We start from the raw sequence: 18,763 nt of genomic DNA on the forward strand, positions 1-18,763 counted from the left end.
TCGGTTTCTTGAGCAGCATCGAAAGAGTGGAGGCGCGGCGGCCGGGCCGCGGCGCCTCCACCACGATCCGGTTGATCGCGCGCTTCGCGCTGATCGTCGTTATCACCTATCTCGGATTGCTCGCGGTCACGTTCTTCATCGGCCGCGTGATTCCGATCGACCCGGTGCTGGCGATCGTCGGCGACCGCGCGCCGGCCAGCGTTATCGAGCAGGCGCGCAAGCAATACGGTCTCGACCTGCCTCTCTACGAGCAGTTCTTCCTCTATGTGAAGAACGCTCTGACCGGGAATTTCGGCACGTCGGTGCTGACCACCAACCCAGTCATGGAGGATATTCGCCGCGTCTTTCCGGCAACCGTGGAACTCGCCACGCTCGGCACCCTGATTGGCGCTTTCATCGGCGTCCCGCTGGGCGTGCTCGCCGCGGTCAAGCGAGGCAGCCTCGTCGACCAGATCGTTCGCGTCATCGGGCTGATCGGCTATTCCGTGCCGATCTTCTGGCTCGGCCTGCTGGCCCTGCTCGTCTTTTATGCGCGTCTCGGCTGGACGGCGGGTCCTGGCCGCATAGACGTGGTCTACGAGTTCACCTTCACGCCGGTGACCGGCTTCTATCTTCTCGACGCCATACTAATGCGCGACTGGCCGGCTTTCCGCGACATCTTCGCCCACATCATCCTGCCGGCCTCGCTGCTCGGCTATTTTTCGCTGGCCTATATCAGCCGCATGACGCGCTCCTTCATGCTGAACGAACTCAGCCAGGAGTATATCGTTGCCGCGCGCGCAAAAGGCCTGTCGGAGACGCGGATCATCTGGGCGCACGCGCTGCGCAACGCCGCTGTGCCGCTGGTCACCGTGATCGCGCTCTCCTATGCCGGGCTGCTAGAAGGCTCGGTGCTGACGGAGACGGTGTTCGCTTGGCCCGGCCTCGGCCTTTACATCACCAATTCGCTGCAGAACGCCGATATGAACGCAGTTCTTGGCGGCACGATCATCATCGGCTCGGTGTTCATCGGCATCAATCTGTTGTCCGACCTGCTCTACCGCACGCTCGACCCAAGGACGCGAAACGCATGAGCCTTGCCACCATGACACGCCGCGAATGGCTGCTCAGCGAGCGGCCGCAGTCGCGCATGCAGGCGAGGCTCGGCCGCGCCTACGTGACCTGGCGGCGCTTTTCGGCCAACCGGCTGGCGCTGGCCGGGCTCGGCATCATCCTGGCGCTACTGGTCATCGCCGCCCTCGCCGACGTGATCTCCCCCTATTCGCCGGTCATCGGCGATCTGCGCGGCTCGCGCCTGCAGCCGCCCAGCGCCGAACACTGGTTCGGCACCGACGATCTAGGCCGCGACATCCTTTCTCGCATCATCTACGGCTCACGGATCACTCTGTTCGTCGTCGTGCTGGTGGCGATCATCGCCGCGCCCATCGGGCTCCTGGTCGGCACCGTCGCCGGCTATGCAGGCGGCTGGACCGATGCAATCCTGATGCGCATCACCGACATCTTCCTCGCCTTTCCCAAGTTGATACTGGCGCTGGCCTTCGTCGCAGCACTCGGGCCTGGCATCGAGAACGCGGTGCTGGCCATCGCCATCACCTCGTGGCCACCCTATGCCCGCATTGCGCGCGCCGAAACGATGACGGTGCGCAATTCCGACTACATCGCCGCGGTCCGGCTGATGGGCGCCTCGCCGATGCGCATCGTCATCCTCCACATCATGCCGCTTTGCATCTCCTCGCTGATCGTGCGCGTGACGCTCGATATGGCGGGCATCATCCTGACGGCCGCCGGCCTCGGCTTTCTCGGCCTCGGCGCACAGCCGCCGCTGCCGGAGTGGGGCGCGATGATCGCGTCGGGCCGCCGCTTCATCCTCGACCAGTGGTGGGTGGCGGCTGCGCCTGGCGCGGCGATCCTGATCGTCAGCCTCGGCTTCAATCTGCTTGGCGACGGCCTGCGCGACGCGCTTGACCCGCGAGGCGGCGGCCAATGAGCACACTGCTGGACGTTGAGAAGCTGAGCGTCAGCTTCCCGACGCGCACCGGAATGATCGAGGCGGTGCGCGGCATCTCCTTCTCGCTTGGCCGCGAGCGGCTGGGTATCGTCGGCGAATCCGGCTCGGGAAAGTCGCAGACCGGCCGCGCTATCATGGGACTGACGCCGCCCAACGCGTTGATTTCCGCGGACAGGCTCGAGTTCGACGGCATCGACCTCCTGAACGCGCCGCCGCAACTGCGTCGCGACCTGCGCGGCAACCGCATCGCCATGATACTGCAGGATCCGAAATACTCGCTGAACCCGGTGATGAGCATCGGCCGGCAGATCGTCGAGACCTTGCGGACACATGAGGATGTGGGCAAGGCCGAGGCGCGCGACCGTGCGCTCGCCATGCTGGAAGCCGTGCAGATCAGGGATGCTAAGCGCGTCTACGATCTCTACCCGCACGAGGTTTCCGGCGGCATGGGCCAGCGCGCCATGATCGCCATGATGCTGATCGCCGGCCCCGAATTGCTGATTGCCGATGAGCCGACATCGGCGCTCGACGTGACGGTCCAGCTCGACATTCTCGGCATCCTCGACCGGCTGGTGCGCGAGCGCGGCATGGGGCTGATCTTCATCTCGCACGATCTGCGCCTGGTGTCGTCCTTCTGCGACCGCGTCATCGTCATGTATGCCGGCAGGATCGTCGAGGAACTGCCCGCGACCGAACTCGCCAATGCCGAGCATCCCTATACGCGTGGGCTCCTGAACTGCATGCCCGAGATCGGCGCCGGCCGCCATCCATTGCCGGTCCTCGACCGCCAGCCGGAGTGGGCGCTATGAATTCGGCGCTGACCATCGAACGGCTCGAGGTCGCCTACGATCATTTCCGGGCGCTGAAAGGCGTTAGCCTCGATGTCGCTGCGGGCGAATCCTTCGGCCTTGTCGGCGAATCCGGCTCGGGAAAATCGACGCTTTTGCGCGCCGTCGCCGGCCTCGCGCCGGTAACCGGCGGCACGATCACCATCAATGGCGCAAAGCTCGGCGACCGGCGCGACAAGGCGTTTTACCGCCAGGTCCAGATGGTGTTTCAGGATCCCTACGGCTCGCTGCATCCGCGCCAGACCGTCGACCGGCTGCTGCTCGAACCGCTTGTCATCCACGGCTTCAAGGACATCGAGCCGCGCATCATCCGCGCCCTGGACGAAGTCGGCCTGGGTTCGGGCTTCCGCTTCCGCTATTCGCACCAGCTTTCCGGCGGGCAGCGCCAGCGCGTCGCGATCGCCCGCGCGCTGATCCTCGAACCGTCGATCCTGCTTCTCGACGAGCCGACTTCGGCGCTCGACGCCTCGGTGCAGGCGGAGGTGCTGAACCTCCTGGAACAGGTTCGCCGCGACCGCCGCCTGACCTTCGTGATGGTCAGCCACGACCTCGCCGTGATTACCCATATGTGCGACCGGCTGATGGTCATGCAGGACGGCGAGGAGGTCGAGCGTTTGTCTGCGCCCGATCTTTCGGCGCGCCGGGTTACCAAGGATTATACGCGCAACCTCCTGGTCGCCAGCGAGGGCTTTCGGCGCACCGCATAAAGGAATAGCCGTCACCTGCCTGCAGGGCACGGGCAGCTTCTCCAGCCCGGAGCTGCTCCGACTACCCTAGCGCAAAAAGTCGTTTCATCTGTGGGTTTTGCCCTTCTGGTAACACACATCGGAGCTGCCGGATGCTAAGCAGGGCGGCAATTTCAGGCCGCCGAGTCTCGGCCAGGGCGCATGACAGTGATAATGACGACCGGAAAAACCGCATGAAAGTCGGCATCGACATGGGAGCCACCTCCTCGGGGACGGCGGCGACGCTCGATCTCGAGGAATTGCTGGCGACGCGTCTCCTCGTTCAGGGCAATTCCGGCTCCGGCAAGTCGCATCTTCTGCGCCGCCTGCTCGAACAGAGCGCGCCTTGGGTGCAGCAATGCGTTATCGATCCGGAAGGCGACTTCGTCACGCTGGCGGAAAAATTCGGCCATGTCGTGGTCGACGCCGCGCGCACAGAGGCCGAGCTCACCCGCATCGCCGCACGCATACGCCAGCATCGCGTTTCGGTGGTGCTCAACCTAGAAGGCCTCGATGTCGAGCAGCAGATGCGCGCCGCCGCCGCCTTTCTCGGCGGTCTGTTCGACGCCGACCGCGACTACTGGTATCCGGTCCTGGTGGTGGTCGATGAGGCGCAGCTCTTTGCGCCGGCGGTGGCCGGAGAAGTCAGCGACGACGCGCGAAAACTCTCGCTTGGCGCCATGACCAACCTGATGTGCCGCGGCCGCAAGCGTGGATTGGCCGGCGTGATCGCCACGCAGCGGCTGGCCAAGCTGGCAAAGAACGTCGCCGCCGAAGCTTCGAATTTCCTGATGGGGCGCACCTTCCTCGACATCGACATGGCGCGCGCCGCCGATTTGCTTGGCATGGAACGACGTCAGGCCGAGATGTTCCGCGACCTCGGCCGCGGGCATTTCGTGGCGCTCGGCCCGGCAATGTCACGCCGGCCTCTGCCCATCACCATCGGCGCGGTTGAGACCGCGCCACGTTCGTCGAGCCCGAAGCTGACGCCATTGCCCGACGCGCCGGAAGATGCGAGCGAATTGATCTTCACGCCCGGCCCCGAGGAGCGTCGGCCGATCGTCCGCCGCCCTCCGCCGCCACCAACGCCGACGCCCACGGCCGACATCCTTGCCCAGTTGTCGCGTCCGAAACCCCAGACAGAATCGCCGGCAGAACCGCAATTCCCGGCGATCGACGAGGCCGAGCACGAGGCGCTGGTGGAGAGCGTGCTGCGCGAAATCCTGGAGGACGCCGACGCCTCGTTCCGCTCCGACGCCGTGCTCTACCAGGATTTTCTGGTGCGCTGTCGCATACGTCGGGTACCGGGCGAGCCTCTGGCGCTGCCGGCCTTCCGGCGACGGTTGGCGGTGGCCCGCGCCGGCGTCGACCAGAAGACCGCGTCCGGCGAGGCCTGGCAGCAGGCGCTGGCGATGTCGGAGAGCGTTCCCGACGACGTACAGGGCGTGTTCCTGCTCGTCGCGCAGGCCGCGGTCACGTCCGCCCCCTGCCCCTCCGATGCCGAGCTGGCGCGCGCCTATGGTAGCCATTCGGCAAGGCGCGCGCGGCGGCTCCTGACCTATTTCGAGGAACGCGGGCTCCTGGTGCTGCGCACGGACTTTCGCGGCAACCGCGTTGCAGCTTTTCCCGATCTCGGCTGCGAGACCGCGCCCGGCGATCCGAACCGGCCTGACGCGGCCATGGACGAGCAACTTGCGGCAGAATAGTCAGCCGAAAAATATGCTGACGAAATTTTTAAAGTCGGCCGGAACCTTTTTCGTGCGCACCGGTTGTAGCGATGCAGCAGGCATCAGGATCCCCTCCACCAGCCTGTTGTAGCATAAAAAAGCCGCCTTCCCCCCGAGGCGGCTTTTTTCGCGTTCTCTGAACTTACTCGCACACGATGCGTATACGGCCAGCCGCTTGAGTGTCGTTCCGGCAGACCAGCGGCTTTTTCGGCTCGGCGCTGGTCGCGGGCTTGCTGCTCACCGCCGGCTGTGGCGCAGCCGTTGCGCGCCGCGGGCGCGGGCGCGCCTTTGCCGGCGCAGGCTCGGTGCGGGAAATTTGCTGCGGCGCCGGCGGCCTGCTCGGAAATTGTGCCGCGGCGGTTTGCACCGGCGCCGGTTGCGGCGCTCGCGAACCGGGGAGCCGGAGCTTGAACAGGTTCGGCATCCTGGGCTGAGCGAGCTCCAGCCTGTTTAATTCGATGGAGCCGTCCGAGGTTCGCGTGCAGGCGGACGCCGCCGCAAGAGCACAGCAGGCCAGCACGACTGCCGCCAGCCGCGCTATTTCGAACCGTATTGTCTGAAGGGAGCCTGGCACCGATTTCACCGCTTGCGTAGCCGCTGGATGACGGCATCGCCCGAATAGCCCATAGGTCGCGAAAATCTGGTACGCCCAAGGGGAATCGAACCCCTGTTTGCGCCGTGAGAGGGCGCCGTCCTGACCGCTAGACGATGGGCGCTGACAGTTCCGGGCGTATAGTCCGGCCGCCGAAAAAATGCAACCGCGATTCGCGATACCTTGGTGGTTCGGTTTTCGGGTGTGTTGAGATTCAGGTCAGGCCGAGCCGAAAACGGTGGATTTCGAGAACCGGAGCGGAGCGTACGTTCAGGTACGTGAGCACCGGAAGCGCAGAAAGCCGGCGTTTGCAGGCCGGCCTCACCTGAATATCAGCACGCCTCAGAGCGGCCTCATGCCTCATCTGCGCGGCTCGATCAGATCCCAGAGATTGCCGTAGAGATCGGCGAATACCGCGACCGTTCCATAGGCCTCGCGGCGCGGTTCTTCCCGAAATTCGACGCCTCGCGCCAACATGGCTTCGTGGTCGCGGGAGAAATCGTCGGTTTCGAGGAACAAGAAAACCCGGCCGCCGGTCTGGTCGCCCACATGCGAGCGCTGCTTGTCACCGTCGGCTCGGGCAAGCAGCAGCTGCGCGCCGGCGCTCCCGGCCGGACCGACGGTTACCCAGCGCTTGCCGCCGCCGAGGTCCACGTCCTGGATGAGGCGGAAGCCAAGCTTCTGCGTGTACCAGGCAATGGCCTCGTCGTAATCGGCCACGACCAGCGCAACCGTGGTTATCCTGCGCGCGTTTTCAGGCACGTTCCGCTCACTCGGATTTGAGGTCGAAGCGGCCGATGATACGCTTCTCGGCGATGTCGTAGAGGAAAATCGCCCGCCCGCCGCCCGTAAGCTCGGCATCCAGCGTGATGCGGCTTCCCGACAGCGAATGCGAAACGAGCCTCGCGCCCGCAGGAAGCGCAATGTCGCCTGCCATCATGGCGCCTTCAGCGGGAGCCGGCACCGCCTCGTTGTTGCCCACGGTCGCCACCTCGCTCGGCGCGCCGGTTTTGTAGACAATCGCCGCCAGCACCGCCATAAGGGCCAGGAACAGCAGGCCGAGATTGATCGCGACAAAGCGGACAAGCTTGCGGCGCACCTTCTCGACGGCCGGGTCGAGCGGCTTTTCCTCGTTATCGTCAATCGTCGGCCGCGCCATAGTGGGAAAAACCTGGAATTGTCTGCGATGAGCGACCCTGATAGCGAAGCCGGCGCTGCATTGAAAGGGCTGACGGCCGGCCCCGACGCCGCAGGGCTGCGGCTTGACCAGTGGCTCGCGGCAGCGCTTGGGCCGGATTTTTCGCGCAACCGCGTCCAGGCCTTGATAAAGCAGGGCGCGGTTCGCGTCGGCGGAGCGGTGGTGAACGAGCCCAAGCGCAAGATGTTTTCGGGCGATGCCGTGGCGCTGGAACTGCCCGAGCCGGAGCTCGCGGAACCGGCCGGCGAAGACATCCCGCTCGACATACTTTTCGAGGACGACCAACTGATCGTGCTCAACAAGCCGCCCGGCCTCGTCGTCCATCCCGGCGCCGGCAACTGGACCGGCACGCTGGTCAACGCGCTGGTCCATCATTGCGGCGACAGCCTGTCGGGCATAGGGGGCGTGAAAAGGCCGGGCATCGTGCATCGCCTCGACAAGGACACGTCAGGCGTCATGGTGGTCGCCAAGACCGACCGCGCGCACCAGGCGCTGTCCGAGGCCTTTGCCGATCATGGGCGCGCCGGCGACTTGGAACGCGCTTATATGGCGCTGGTCTGGAATATTCCCCAGCGCAGGAAGGGCACGATCGACGCGCCGCTCGGCCGCGCCTCCGACAGGACCAGGCGGGCCGTGGTTCCGGAAGGCCGCGACGACGCCCGCCACGCCGTAACCCACTACGCCGTGCTGGAGCGCTTCGGCGAAAAGCAGGAGGAATTCGCCAGGGCAGCCCTGGCCGAGTGCCGCCTGGAAACCGGCCGCACGCACCAGATCCGCGTGCATATGGCCCATATCGGTCATCCGGTAATCGGCGATCCCGACTATGGCGCTGCCTTTCGCAGCAAGGCGAACCGCCTGCCCGAACCGCTCAAATCGCAGGTCAACGCCTTCCCCCGCCAGGCGCTGCATGCGTATCTGCTGGCCTTCCGCCATCCGGTTTCGGGCAAGCTTATGCGCTTCGAGGCGCCGCTGCCGGCCGACATGGAGGAACTCGTCGCCGGCTTTCGGAATCTCTGAACCTTGGTTGAGAAAACCTGACTCGCATTGTTCACTTTGGCGTGACACTCTGTTTAAGGTTGAACAAATGCTGGATTTTCCGGTTTTGTTCCTATATAAGAGTGTTTGTCGCGGACGGGCGACAATGCCACCGCGCCATATGCCCGCCTTGTTCAGGGGGCAGATTTTAAAGAGGAGGGTGCTTTATGGCCCAGACACTACCAAGCATTGTTTCCGGGGAAGGCGGCCTCAGCCGCTATCTGGAAGAAATCCGCCGTTTTCCGATGCTTCAGCCGCAGGAAGAGTACATGCTCGCCAAGCGGTATCAGGAGCATGAGGATACAGGTGCGGCGCACAAGCTCGTGACCAGCCATCTGCGTCTCGTGGCCAAGATCGCCATGGGCTATCGCGGCTATGGGCTGCCGATCGGCGAGGTCATTTCCGAGGGTAATGTCGGCCTGATGCAGGCTGTCAAGAAATTCGAACCGGAGCGCGGCTTCCGGCTGGCGACCTACGCCATGTGGTGGATCAAGGCCTCGATCCAGGAATACATCCTGCGTTCGTGGAGCCTCGTCAAGATGGGCACCACCGCCAACCAGAAGCGTCTGTTTTTCAACCTGCGCAAGGTGAAGGGCAAGATCCAGGCGCTGGACGAGGGCGACCTGAAGCCCGAGCAGATCACCGAGATCGCGACCCGGCTGAACGTCAGCGAGGCCGAGGTCATCTCGATGAACCGCAGGCTGTCGGGCGACGCTTCGCTCAATGCGCCAATCCGCGCCACCGAAGGCGAATCCGGCGAATGGCAGGACTGGCTGGTCGACGACCATGACAGCGCCGAGACCATTCTGATCGAGCAGGACGAGCTGGAAAACCGCCGCTCCATGCTGGCCGGCGCCATGTCGGTCCTCAATGATCGCGAAAAGCGCATCTTTGAGGCCCGCCGCCTGTCGGAAGAGCCGCTGACGCTCGAGGAGTTGTCGGGCGAGTTCGACATCAGCCGCGAGCGCGTCCGCCAGATCGAGGTGCGGGCGTTCGAGAAGGTGCAGGACGCGGTGAAAGCCGCGGCTAAGCGCCAGGCGCAGGCCCTGCGCACCATCGAGGCGCAGCCGGCGGCGTAAAGCCTTCGGTTCCAGGGACTAAATCAAACCGCGTCGGCGCTGCCGGCGCGGTTTTTTGTTTGGGCATACAACGTTGCGCTCTCCCTTCTCCCACCAGGCGAGGAGTTGAGAACGCGTTTGGCGCTACCCGCCCGCTTCGCCACCGCCCCAATTTGAAGCCTCGCCCTGCTCCTTCCGCACAGCCAGCTTCAGCGCCAGGTCCTCCATGCGCTGCGCAAGGCCGCTTAGCGCGCCGGTCAGCGCCGCGTCGTTCTTGTCGGCTTTGATCAGCGCGTCGTCGCGCGTCTTGCGGAGCGTCATGATCTCGCTCTCCATGCCCTTGACGCGCTTCTGCAGTTCCGCAAGCTCGTCCATGACCATGATGCCAGCCATCACGGTCAGCCGCTGGTCGCCGATCTCGCCGAAGGAATCCTTCAGATGCGAGACGTAGCGGTCGAAGCGCTGGGCGAGGTCGATCAGATGCTCTTCCTGGCCTTCGTCACAGGCCATGCGGTAGGCTTTTCCGTCGATGGTGACTGTCACTTGCGCCATCTGATCACCTGTCCAGAACCGCGCGGATGGTTTCCATGGCGGTTACGAGCCGCCTGGAAACTTCCTTATTGGCCTCCTCCAGCCTTTCGGCGCGGGCCTCGGAATTATCGAGTTCCTGCGCGAGCCGGCTGCGGTCGGCGTTCATGCGCTGCACTTCGGCTTCGGCTTCGGAATAATCCTGCTCGTGTTCGAGGCGGGCCGCGACGCCGTGTTCCAGCGCGTCGATCGCCTTGCCGAGCCGGCTTATGACTTCCTTGAGCGTCGTTTCCCCGGTCATGGCTCCTGTCCAACCCCGCCCATCACCGAATCGTCCGCGTTCAGAACGATTTATACCCGAAACATTAGGCGTCGTGTGAAGCAGCCGTCAACAAACTGATTCGGGCTGTCCCCTGCTATCGCGCAACGACCCGTCGCACGGCGGCCGAACCGGCGTGGAAAGAGCGCCGCTTTTATTGACTCACGCGGCGTGCCTGCTATGTGTCGCCTGCCTTTTTCGGGGGACACGACGCCGCTGTCGCCCCGCCGTCCACTCTGCAGCGAGCCCATGATGAATCAGCGCGAAAAACATGACCGGATGGCCAATGCGATCCGCTTCCTTTCGATGGATGCGGTCGAAAAGGCGAATTCCGGCCATCCCGGCCTGCCGATGGGCGCGGCCGACATGGCGACGGTGCTGTACACGCGCTTCATGAAGCACGACCCGAAGAACCCGTCCTGGCCGGACCGCGACCGCTTCATCCTGTCTGCCGGCCACGGCTCAATGCTGCTCTACTCGCTGCTCTATCTGACCGGCTACGAAGATATCACCATCGACGAGATCAAGAACTTCCGCCAGCTCGGCTCACGTACGGCCGGCCACCCGGAATACGGCCATGCCGCCGGCATCGAGACCACCACCGGTCCGCTCGGCCAAGGCCTGGCCAATTCGGTCGGCATGGCGCTCGCCGAACGCATCCTCAACGCGCGCTTCGGCGACGCGTTGGTGGACCATTACACCTATGTGATCGCCGGCGACGGCTGCCTCATGGAAGGCATCAGCCAGGAGGCGATCTCGCTTGCCGGGCACTTGAAGCTGTCGAAGCTGATCGTGCTTTGGGACGACAACAACATCTCCATCGATGGGCCGGTGTCGCTCGCCGATTCCACCGACCAGCTCGAGCGTTTTGCCGCTTCCGGCTGGAACACGGCGTTTTGCGACGGCCATGACCCGGACGCCATCGCCGACGCGATCGAGCTCGCCCACCATTCGGACCGCCCGACGCTAATCGCCTGCAAGACGACCATCGGCTTCGGGGCGCCGACCAAAGCCGGCACCAACAAGGTCCACGGCTCGCCGCTCGGCGCCGACGAAATCGCCGCGACGCGCAAGGCGCTCGGCTGGACCGCCCCGGCATTCGAAGTGCCCTCCGACATTCTCGACGCATGGCGCCTGTCGGGTCTCAATGCCGGCAAGAAGCGCAAGGAATGGGAACAGCGCCTCGCCGCAGCCGAAAGCGAGATCCGCGCCGAATTCGAGCGCCGCATGCGCGGCGAACTGCCGGGCGGCCTGGACGCGGCTATCGCCGAATACAAGCAGAAGCTTGCCAAGGATAAACCGAAGGTCGCGACCCGCAAGTCGAGCGAAATGGCGCTGGAAGTCATCAACGCCGTGATCCCCGAAACCATCGGCGGTTCGGCCGACCTGACCGGCTCCAACAACACCAAGACCAGCCAGACCAAGCCTATTTCGGCTGGAGATTACGGCGAGCGCTACGTCCATTACGGCATCCGCGAGCACGGCATGGCCGCGGCCATGAACGGCATGGCGCTGCATGGCGGCGTCATCCCCTATTCCGGTACCTTCCTGGTCTTCTCCGACTATGCCCGCCCGGCGATGCGGCTCGCCTCGCTCATGGGCATACGGTCGATCTTCGTGATGACGCACGATTCGATCGGCCTCGGCGAAGACGGTCCGACCCACCAGCCGGTGGAGCAACTGGCCGCGCTTCGGGCCATTCCCAACCATACCGTGTTCCGCCCCGCCGATGCGACCGAGGTCGCCGAATGCTGGCAGCTGGCGCTGGAATCGGCGAAGACGCCGTCGACGATCGCACTTACCCGCCAAAACCTATCGGCGGTGCGCACCGAATTCGTCGAGGAGAACCTCTGCGCCTATGGCGCCTATGAACTCGCGACGGCCAATGGCGAGGCCGAGGTCACCATCTTCGCCAGCGGCTCCGAGGTCGAGATCGCGCTCGCCGCGCGTACCGCGCTGCAGGCGCATGGCCATCCGACGCGTGTGGTGTCGGTGCCCGCCTTCGAACTGTTCGAAAAGCAGACCGACGACTACAAGGCCGCGATAATCGGCAATGCGCCCGTCAAGATCGCCGTCGAGGCGGCCATCCGCCTGGGCTGGGACCGCTTCATCGGTCTCGACGGAATCTTCGTCGGCATGACCGGCTTTGGCGCCAGTGGGCCGATCGAGCAGCTCTATCCGCATTTCGGCATCACAGCCGAAGCGACGGTCAAGGCGGCGGAAGCGCAGCTGCACAAGAAGTCACATTGATCTTTGCCCCGGGCACATTGATCTTGGTCCCGCGGCACCGACCTTCGCCCCCCAAGGAGAACCGAGCATGACTGTCAGAGTTGCCATCAACGGATTTGGCCGCATCGGCCGCAACATCGTCCGCGCCATCTACGAGTCCGGCCGCAAGGACATCGACGTGGTCGCCGTCAACGATCTCGGGCCGGTCGAGACGAATGCCCATCTGCTGCGCTACGACAGCGTCCACGGCCGCTTCCCGCGCGAAGTGAATGTCGACGGCGACACGATCAATATCGGCAGCGACAGCTTCAAGGTCACCGCCATCAAGGACCCGTCGCAGCTGCCGTGGAAGGACCTCGGCGTCGATATCGTGCTGGAATGCACCGGCATCTTCACCTCCAAGGACAAGGCCTCCGCGCATCTTGCGGCCGGCGCCAAGCGCGTCCTGGTTTCGGCTCCCGCCGATGGCGCCGACCTGACGGTGGTCTACGGCATCAATCACGACAAGATCACCAAGGATCACGTCGTCATCTCCAACGCGTCGTGCACGACCAACTGCCTGGCGCCGCTGGCCGCCGTCATGCATGAGACGGTCGGCATCGAGAAGGGAATGATGACCACCATCCATTCCTACACCGGCGACCAGCCGACGCTCGATACGATGCATAAGGACCTCTACCGGGCGCGCGCCGCGGCCCTGTCGCAGATTCCGACCTCGACGGGCGCGGCCAAGGCCATCGGCCTCGTCCTGCCGGAGCTCAAGGGCAAGCTCGACGGCATCTCCGTCCGAGTGCCGACGCCCAATGTCTCGTTGGTTGACCTGAAGTTCGTCGCCAAGCGGAATACCACCGTGGAGGAGCTCAACGAGGCGGTGATCGCCGCGTCGAAGGACAAGCTTAAGGGCGTGATGAACTTCACCACGCACCCCAACGTCTCGATCGACTTCAACCACGATCCGCATTCGTCGACGGTCGCGCTCGACCAGACCAAGGTCATGGAAGGCAATTTCGTTTCCGTCCTGTCCTGGTACGACAATGAATGGGGCTTCTCGAACCGCATGGCCGACACCGCCGCCGCTTTCGGCAAGACCATCGCCTGACGGCTGCGCAAATCGCATTTCAAAACGCCCGGCTTCGTCCGGGCGTTTTCGTTCAGGGCTGCGGCAAATGCAGCGCGGAGCCCGGACGATCCCGCAAATCTGCTTGCGCGCCACCTTACCTTCGCCTCACTCTGCGTTAAGCAGAAGATACGCAGAGGGGAAGGGGCTAAATGGAGCAGTCGATCTATCTCGTTACGCTGGTGGGCGCTGCCCTTGTGCTGGCCGCTGCGTTTTCGAGCCTGATCGCCTTCCGTTTCGGCGCCCCGCTGCTTCTCCTCTTCCTGGGCATCGGGTTGGCATCGGGCGTGGACGGATTGGGTATCCAGTTCGACAACGCGCAGCTCGCCTATTTCGTCGGCTCGCTGGCGCTGGCCGTCATCCTGTTCGATTCGGGCTTCGGCACTCCGCTGAACGTGCTCCGGCAGGCGGCGTTGCCGGCCCTGTCGCTGGCGACAATCGGCGTGGTGCTGACGGCCGGCATATTCGGCGTCGTCGCTTTCTACATGACCGATCTCACCTGGCTGGAAAGCTTCCTGCTGGGAGCGGCCGTCGCCTCGACCGACGCGGCGGCGGTGTTCTTCCTGCTGCGGGCCGGAAACGTCAATCTGCGCGAGCGCGTCCGCTCCACGCTCGAAATCGAGTCCGGCACCAACGACCCGATCGCTATCTTCTTGACCATCACGTTCGTCGAGATCATCGCCTTAGGCGCCGATCCGAAAGCCGAACTCCTGTTCGTCGACCTCGTCGTCGGCTTTGTCCTGAATATGGGGCTTGGCGCGGCCGCCGGACTGATCGGTGGCTTCCTGATCGTGCGTCTGGTCGAACGCCTCAACCTCGACAGCGGTCTGCTGCCGATCTTCGTCTTGACTCTGTCGCTGATAGTGTTCGCCGCCGCCGGCGCAATCCACGGGTCGGGCTTTCTGGCGGTCTATCTGGCCGGCCTGGTGGCCGGCAATTCCGATATCCGCGCGGTGTCGGTGCTGAGGCGCTTCCAGGCCGGCATGTCATGGCTGGCCCAGATCATCATGTTCCTGGTGCTCGGCCTGTTTGCGACACCGTCGCAATTTCCGGAGATATTGGTGATCGCCATCGTGCTCGGCCTGTTCCTGATCTTCGTCGCACGGCCGCTGGCGGTCTGGCTGTGTCTGCTGCCATTCAACATGCCGCGCCAAGAGACGGCGTTCATTTCCTGGGTTGGCCTGCGCGGCGCGGTGTCGATCCTGCTCGCCATAACGCCGATACTCGGCGGGCTGGAAAATGGCCGCGATATCTTCAACATCGCGTTCATCGTGGTGCTTGTTTCGCTGGTGATCCAAGGGTGGACTGTGGGGCCGCTGGCCCGCCGCTTGGGGCTGATCGTGCCGGCGCGGCTCGGTCCGCTGGAAAAGGTCGAGCTGGAGCTGCCGGGCTCCGCGCATCACGAACTCCTCGCCTATACGATCGTGCCCGGCAGTCCGGTGGCGCGCGGGCAGCGCATTCCGCGCTGGGCGCGGCCATCGCTGGTAGTGCGCGAAGGCCGATCGATAAAATTCCAGGACGCCGGCCGGCTCATCGAAGGCGACCACGTCTACATCTTCGTGCCCGACCGCTATCCGCGCCTGCTCGACAGGCTGTTCGCCAGCCGTACCGATGTGGACCCCGAGGACGCCGAGTTCTTCGGCGCCTTCGCCGTCGATCCGACCCGCCCAGCCGCCGAACTCGAAGCCGCTTATGGGGCGGGTCTCTCTGAGGAAGAAGCCGCAATGACGATCGGCGGACTGATCCTCGCCCGGCTCGGCGGACGCGCTGAATATGCGGACCGCGTCACCATCGGCCCGATCGAACTGATCGTGCGGGAGGTCGACGAGAAGGGCCGCATCATTTCGGTGGGCGTGTCGCTCGAGCCGGCTCCGCCGGCGCCGCCGATACCTGTCTTCCTGAGCGCCAGCGAAATCGGCGACCGGTTGCGCAGGCTATTCGGCAAGCTGAGGAAGCGCGGCGTCGCATCGGCGCCGGCCGCCGGTGCCGAGACGCCCGATTCCTACAACAGCCGCGGCCATTGAACTCATTGCATCCGCCGTTCGGCGCGATAGGGTGCGGCAATTCAGTCAGAAAGGTGGTGCAATGGCCGGTTTCAGGACGCTCGACGATATTGGCAATGCGAGGGGTAAACGCGTGCTGGTCCGCGTCGATTTGAACGTGCCGGTCGCGGACGGCAAGATCAGCGATTTCACCCGCATCGAGCGGATCATGCCCACCCTCACCGAACTGTCGGATAAAGGCGCCAGGGTGATCCTGCTGGCGCATTTCGGCCGGCCGAAGGACGGGCCCGATCCGGTCTTCTCGCTCGATCCCGTTGCGAATGCGGTATCCGCGATGATCGGGCGGCCCGTCTCCTTCGCGGCCGATTGCATCGGCAAGGAAGCGGCGGACGCTGTCTCGGCGATGAAGGACGGCGACATCCTGCTCCTGGAAAACACCCGCTTCCACAAGGGCGAGGAGAAGAACGACCCGGATTTCACCAAGGCGCTCGCCGCCAATGGCGATATCTATGTCAACGACGCCTTCTCGGCGGCGCACCGGGCGCACGCCTCGACCGAAGGCCTCGCCCATTTGCTGCCGGCCTATGCCGGACGCACGATGGAGGCGGAACTGCAGGCGCTGGAGAAGGGTCTCGGCAATCCCGTCCGCCCGGTGGTCGCCATCGTCGGCGGCGCGAAGGTCTCGAGCAAGCTCGACCTGCTGATGAATCTGGTGAAGAAGGTCGACGCGCTGGTGATCGGCGGCGGCATGGCCAACACCTTTCTCGCCGCCCGCGGCGAAAGCGTCGGCAAATCGCTTTGCGAGCACGATCTGGCGGGAACCGCGCGCCAGATCATGATCGAGGCGGCGAGCGCTGGCTGCGCAATCATCCTGCCGTCTGACGGGGTCGTCGCCCGCGAGTTCAAGGCTGGTGCCGATAATGAGACGGTGGCGATCAACGCGGTACCGGACGACGCAATGATCCTCGACGTCGGCCCGAAAACCGTCGACGCGATCAATCAGTGGATCGACCGCGCTGCGACCCTGGTATGGAACGGGCCGCTCGGCGCGTTCGAGATCGAGCCTTTCGACGCCGCGACGGTGGCCGCGGCCAGGCACGCGGCGCAACGGACCCGCGAGGGCAAGCTCGTCTCGGTGGCCGGCGGAGGCGATACGGTGTCGGCGCTGAACCATGCCGGCGCGGCCGACGATTTCACCTATGTTTCCACCGCGGGCGGCGCTTTCCTTGAATGGATGGAGGGCAAGGATCTGCCGGGAGTGAATGTGCTCAAGGCCTAGGCCCTGCTTCTTCTCGGGGCGGCTGAAACACTTTCACACCGCAAGTGATATCTTTCAATCGATTCAGGTTTTTGCTGGCATTCCATCGCAAAAAATCTTCTGATAATCGCCCGGGCAGACAATCAGGAGAGTGATGAGATGAACCAGGAAATGACCGCGCAGGCTGCAAACAAGGACGGATTTATTGCAGCGCTCGATCAGTCCGGCGGCTCTACGCCGAAAGCGCTCAAGCTTTACGGCGTCGATGAAAGCGCCTGGTCGAATGAAGCGGAGATGTTCGACCTCGTCCACAAGATGCGCGCGCGGATCATCAAGTCTCCTGCCTTCACCGGCGACAAGGTGATGGGCGCCATACTGTTCGAGCAGACCATGGACCGCGACATCGACGGCACGCCGACCGCGCAATATCTATGGGAAAAGCGCCATGTCGTGCCGTTCCTGAAGGTCGACAAGGGGCTGGCGGAAGCCAAGGACGGCGTCAAGCTGATGAAGCCCATGCCGGATCTCGACGCGCTCCTGAAGCGCGCCGTAGCGAAGGGGATATTCGGCACCAAGATGCGTTCTGTGATCGACGCGGCGAATCCGAAAGGCATCGCTGCCGTCGTCGACCAGCAGTTCGAAGTCGGCAAGCAGATCCTGGCGCACGGCCTCGTTCCGATCATCGAGCCGGAGGTCACGATTTCGATCCCGGACAAGGCGGAAGCGGAGGACATTCTCCTCGCCGAAATCCGCAAGCACCTCGACGACGTGCCGGCCGGCAAGCAGATCATGCTGAAACTGACGCTGCCGACAAAGGCCAACCTCTACAAGCCGCTGATCGACGATCCACGCGTCATGCGGGTGGTCGCGCTGTCCGGCGGCTATTCCCGCGCCGAGGCGAATGAAAAGCTGAGACAGAATGTCGGCATGATCGCCAGCTTCTCGCGTGCCTTGACCGAGGGTCTGTCGGCGGACCAGAGCGATGAGCAATTCAACGCGGCGTTGGCTTCGGCGATAGACAGCATTTTCGAAGCATCCCGCGCCAGCTGACGGATACCCTGCTTCGGCCCAAGGGGAACGATAGAGCGCATGTCGCGCATTGCAACGCTCCTCACCTGGCTCGCATTTCCGATTTATGTCTGGCAGGGGCTCGGCGTGCGCCGGCGCACCGAGCGCATGTACCCGGCCCAGGGCCCCGTGCTGCACGCCATTCCGGGCGACGAGCCTGCGATATCGCTACTGGTGCTCGGCGATTCGTCTGCCGCCTCGGTAGGCATCGGCCATTCCGAAAACGGCCTTGCCGCGCAACTTGCGCTGATCCTTTCGCGGCGGACGGGCCGCGCTGTCCGCTGGCGCGCGGCGGGCTTCAATTCGGCGACGTCCGGGCAGGTCCGCGATCATGTGCTGCCCAACCTTTCCGCCGACCCATGGACGCATATCGTGCTGTCCATCGGCACCAACGACACCAAGAACTTCCATTCCGTGCCGCGCTTCAAGAAGGAGTTCGGCGGTCTTCTCTACGCGCTCCGCGCCAAATGGCCGGAGGCCCGGGTCGTGTGGTCGCCAGTGGTCGAGTTCACCCGCGTCCCGGCGCTGCCGCCGCTGCTCGGCCGCATACTGGAAATTCGGGCGGGCGCGATCAACCGGATGGGCGCGCGCCTGTGCCTGGAGCGCGGCGCGGTGCCGGCGGCGCGACTGCCGATCCTCGATCCGCAAGCCGGATTTTCGACCGATGGCTTCCACGCCTCGGAAGCGGGCTACCGCGCGTGGGCCGAGCATCTGACCAACCTCGTGCTTGGCGAAGGCAAAAGTTCAGTCAGGGCCGCATGATCTTGTCCGAAAAGTCTGCAACTTTTCGCTGCGAGGACCTCCCGGTTCGGGATCATGCTTTATTGCCCGTGGCTTAAGACAACCGTCAGCGATATCGCGGCCAGCGCGATCACTGCCAGCTTCCAGAAATCGCGCCGGTGCCGCAGCCCCGGCAGGCCGAGCGGCTTGATGATCTGGATTATCATCATCGCAACGATGACGAGCGACAAGGCTTTGGACATGCGGCGTTTGAGCAGGAACGGCCAGCTCTGTCAAAGTGCAGCTAACCCATTAGTCAGATGGACGCAC

At 64.2% G+C, this 18,763-nt stretch carries 18 protein-coding genes and 1 tRNA gene; 13 read left to right on the plus strand and 6 right to left on the minus strand.

All coding sequences use genetic code 11. The features are described 5' to 3' along the window. Window positions 1-17 precede the first annotated feature (17 nt). From ABVK50_RS22730 to ABVK50_RS22750, 5 genes are all read left to right on the plus strand, one after another. Window positions 18-1,073: an ABC transporter permease gene (locus ABVK50_RS22730; RefSeq protein ID WP_353645843.1), complete on the plus strand. Its 1,056-nt coding sequence runs from the start codon at window positions 18-20 to the stop codon at window positions 1,071-1,073. Further along, window positions 1,070-1,987, plus strand: a complete 918-nt coding sequence (gene nikC / locus ABVK50_RS22735) for a nickel transporter permease (RefSeq protein ID WP_353644430.1) — start codon at window positions 1,070-1,072, stop codon at window positions 1,985-1,987. The genes ABVK50_RS22730 and nikC overlap by 4 nt, the downstream gene beginning before the upstream one ends. Continuing rightward, the gene (locus ABVK50_RS22740; RefSeq protein WP_353644429.1) at window positions 1,984-2,817 is read left to right on the plus strand and encodes an ABC transporter ATP-binding protein; all 834 of its coding nucleotides are present in this window, start codon (window positions 1,984-1,986) and stop codon (window positions 2,815-2,817) included. The genes nikC and ABVK50_RS22740 overlap by 4 nt, the downstream gene beginning before the upstream one ends. Then, window positions 2,814-3,563 (plus strand): ABC transporter ATP-binding protein, encoded by a 750-nt coding sequence (locus ABVK50_RS22745; RefSeq protein WP_353644428.1) that lies wholly within the window; start codon window positions 2,814-2,816, stop codon window positions 3,561-3,563. Before ABVK50_RS22740 ends, ABVK50_RS22745 begins: the two co-directional genes overlap by 4 nt. Window positions 3,564-3,775: 212 nt before the next feature. Further along, on the plus strand, window positions 3,776-5,287 hold the full coding sequence (locus tag ABVK50_RS22750) for an ATP-binding protein (protein ID WP_353644427.1): 1,512 nt from the start codon (window positions 3,776-3,778) through the stop codon (window positions 5,285-5,287). A 662-nt stretch (window positions 5,288-5,949) separates the two neighbouring features. On the opposite strand, the gene ABVK50_RS22755 is transcribed toward ABVK50_RS22750, so the two are convergent. From ABVK50_RS22755 to ABVK50_RS22765, 3 genes are all read right to left on the minus strand, one after another. Next, window positions 5,950-6,024 (minus strand) — tRNA-Glu (locus tag ABVK50_RS22755). A 236-nt stretch (window positions 6,025-6,260) separates the two neighbouring features. Next, entirely contained in the window at window positions 6,261-6,662 is a 402-nt protein-coding gene (locus ABVK50_RS22760; protein ID WP_353644426.1) for a VOC family protein, read from the minus strand. A 7-nt stretch (window positions 6,663-6,669) separates the two neighbouring features. Then, window positions 6,670-7,059, minus strand: coding sequence for a fimbrial protein (locus ABVK50_RS22765; RefSeq protein WP_353644425.1), 390 nt, complete (start codon window positions 7,057-7,059; stop codon window positions 6,670-6,672). Between the two features lie 27 nt (window positions 7,060-7,086). Between ABVK50_RS22765 and ABVK50_RS22770 the strand changes: the two genes are divergently transcribed. Continuing rightward, a complete protein-coding gene (locus tag ABVK50_RS22770) occupies window positions 7,087-8,115 on the plus strand; it encodes an RluA family pseudouridine synthase (RefSeq protein ID WP_353644424.1) in 1,029 nt (342 codons plus the stop codon). Window positions 8,116-8,300: 185 nt separating this feature from the next. Next, entirely contained in the window at window positions 8,301-9,212 is a 912-nt protein-coding gene (gene rpoH / locus ABVK50_RS22775) for an RNA polymerase sigma factor RpoH (protein ID WP_353644423.1), read from the plus strand. Window positions 9,213-9,335: 123 nt separating this feature from the next. On the opposite strand, the gene ABVK50_RS22780 is transcribed toward rpoH, so the two are convergent. Continuing rightward, window positions 9,336-9,743: a cell division protein ZapA gene (locus ABVK50_RS22780; protein WP_353644422.1), complete on the minus strand. Its 408-nt coding sequence runs from the start codon at window positions 9,741-9,743 to the stop codon at window positions 9,336-9,338. 4 nt (window positions 9,744-9,747) lie between these two features. After that, complete coding sequence (locus ABVK50_RS22785) at window positions 9,748-10,020, minus strand: DUF4164 domain-containing protein (RefSeq protein WP_353644421.1); 273 nt, start codon at window positions 10,018-10,020, stop codon at window positions 9,748-9,750. Between the two features lie 270 nt (window positions 10,021-10,290). Between ABVK50_RS22785 and tkt the strand changes: the two genes are divergently transcribed. The 6 genes from tkt to ABVK50_RS22815 all read left to right on the plus strand — a co-directional run bounded on the left by tkt (window position 10,291) and on the right by ABVK50_RS22815 (window position 18,475). After that, the gene (gene tkt / locus ABVK50_RS22790; RefSeq protein ID WP_353644420.1) at window positions 10,291-12,288 is read left to right on the plus strand and encodes a transketolase; all 1,998 of its coding nucleotides are present in this window, start codon (window positions 10,291-10,293) and stop codon (window positions 12,286-12,288) included. A gap of 67 nt (window positions 12,289-12,355) precedes the next feature. Next, complete coding sequence (gene gap, locus ABVK50_RS22795) at window positions 12,356-13,366, plus strand: type I glyceraldehyde-3-phosphate dehydrogenase (protein WP_353644419.1); 1,011 nt, start codon at window positions 12,356-12,358, stop codon at window positions 13,364-13,366. A gap of 170 nt (window positions 13,367-13,536) precedes the next feature. Beyond that, complete coding sequence (locus tag ABVK50_RS22800; protein ID WP_353644418.1) at window positions 13,537-15,408, plus strand: potassium/proton antiporter; 1,872 nt, start codon at window positions 13,537-13,539, stop codon at window positions 15,406-15,408. A gap of 61 nt (window positions 15,409-15,469) precedes the next feature. Beyond that, window positions 15,470-16,666: a phosphoglycerate kinase gene (locus ABVK50_RS22805; protein ID WP_353644417.1), complete on the plus strand. Its 1,197-nt coding sequence runs from the start codon at window positions 15,470-15,472 to the stop codon at window positions 16,664-16,666. Window positions 16,667-16,804: 138 nt separating this feature from the next. Next, window positions 16,805-17,695 carry a fructose bisphosphate aldolase gene (locus ABVK50_RS22810; RefSeq protein ID WP_353644416.1) on the plus strand — a complete coding sequence of 297 codons (891 nt, stop codon included), beginning with the start codon at window positions 16,805-16,807 and terminating at the stop codon, window positions 17,693-17,695. Between the two features lie 39 nt (window positions 17,696-17,734). Then, the gene (locus ABVK50_RS22815; RefSeq protein ID WP_353644415.1) at window positions 17,735-18,475 is read left to right on the plus strand and encodes an SGNH/GDSL hydrolase family protein; all 741 of its coding nucleotides are present in this window, start codon (window positions 17,735-17,737) and stop codon (window positions 18,473-18,475) included. 59 nt (window positions 18,476-18,534) lie between these two features. Here ABVK50_RS22815 and ABVK50_RS22820 read toward each other — a convergent pair whose 3' ends face one another. Continuing rightward, window positions 18,535-18,696 (minus strand): hypothetical protein, encoded by a 162-nt coding sequence (locus ABVK50_RS22820; protein ID WP_353644414.1) that lies wholly within the window; start codon window positions 18,694-18,696, stop codon window positions 18,535-18,537. Window positions 18,697-18,763: the final 67 nt, after the last annotated feature.

The sequence above is a fragment of the Mesorhizobium sp. WSM2240 genome (assembly GCF_040438645.1).
GTDB lineage: Bacteria > Pseudomonadota > Alphaproteobacteria > Rhizobiales > Rhizobiaceae > Allomesorhizobium.

Coding starts and splice junctions, on each gene's coding strand:
- nikC (WP_353644430.1), top strand. CDS start 1,070: ATGAGCCTTGCCACCATGACACGCCGCGAATGGCTGCTCAGCGAGCGG.
- ABVK50_RS22765 (WP_353644425.1), bottom strand. CDS start 7,059: ATGGCGCGGCCGACGATTGACGATAACGAGGAAAAGCCGCTCGACCCG.
- gap (WP_353644419.1), top strand. CDS start 12,356: ATGACTGTCAGAGTTGCCATCAACGGATTTGGCCGCATCGGCCGCAAC.
- ABVK50_RS22785 (WP_353644421.1), bottom strand. CDS start 10,020: ATGACCGGGGAAACGACGCTCAAGGAAGTCATAAGCCGGCTCGGCAAG.
- tkt (WP_353644420.1), top strand. CDS start 10,291: ATGAATCAGCGCGAAAAACATGACCGGATGGCCAATGCGATCCGCTTC.
- ABVK50_RS22805 (WP_353644417.1), top strand. CDS start 15,470: ATGGCCGGTTTCAGGACGCTCGACGATATTGGCAATGCGAGGGGTAAA.
- ABVK50_RS22750 (WP_353644427.1), top strand. CDS start 3,776: ATGAAAGTCGGCATCGACATGGGAGCCACCTCCTCGGGGACGGCGGCG.
- ABVK50_RS22800 (WP_353644418.1), top strand. CDS start 13,537: ATGGAGCAGTCGATCTATCTCGTTACGCTGGTGGGCGCTGCCCTTGTG.
- ABVK50_RS22780 (WP_353644422.1), bottom strand. CDS start 9,743: ATGGCGCAAGTGACAGTCACCATCGACGGAAAAGCCTACCGCATGGCC.
- ABVK50_RS22820 (WP_353644414.1), bottom strand. CDS start 18,696: ATGTCCAAAGCCTTGTCGCTCGTCATCGTTGCGATGATGATAATCCAG.
- ABVK50_RS22745 (WP_353644428.1), top strand. CDS start 2,814: ATGAATTCGGCGCTGACCATCGAACGGCTCGAGGTCGCCTACGATCAT.
- rpoH (WP_353644423.1), top strand. CDS start 8,301: ATGGCCCAGACACTACCAAGCATTGTTTCCGGGGAAGGCGGCCTCAGC.
- ABVK50_RS22740 (WP_353644429.1), top strand. CDS start 1,984: ATGAGCACACTGCTGGACGTTGAGAAGCTGAGCGTCAGCTTCCCGACG.
- ABVK50_RS22810 (WP_353644416.1), top strand. CDS start 16,805: ATGAACCAGGAAATGACCGCGCAGGCTGCAAACAAGGACGGATTTATT.
- ABVK50_RS22815 (WP_353644415.1), top strand. CDS start 17,735: ATGTCGCGCATTGCAACGCTCCTCACCTGGCTCGCATTTCCGATTTAT.
- ABVK50_RS22770 (WP_353644424.1), top strand. CDS start 7,087: ATGAGCGACCCTGATAGCGAAGCCGGCGCTGCATTGAAAGGGCTGACG.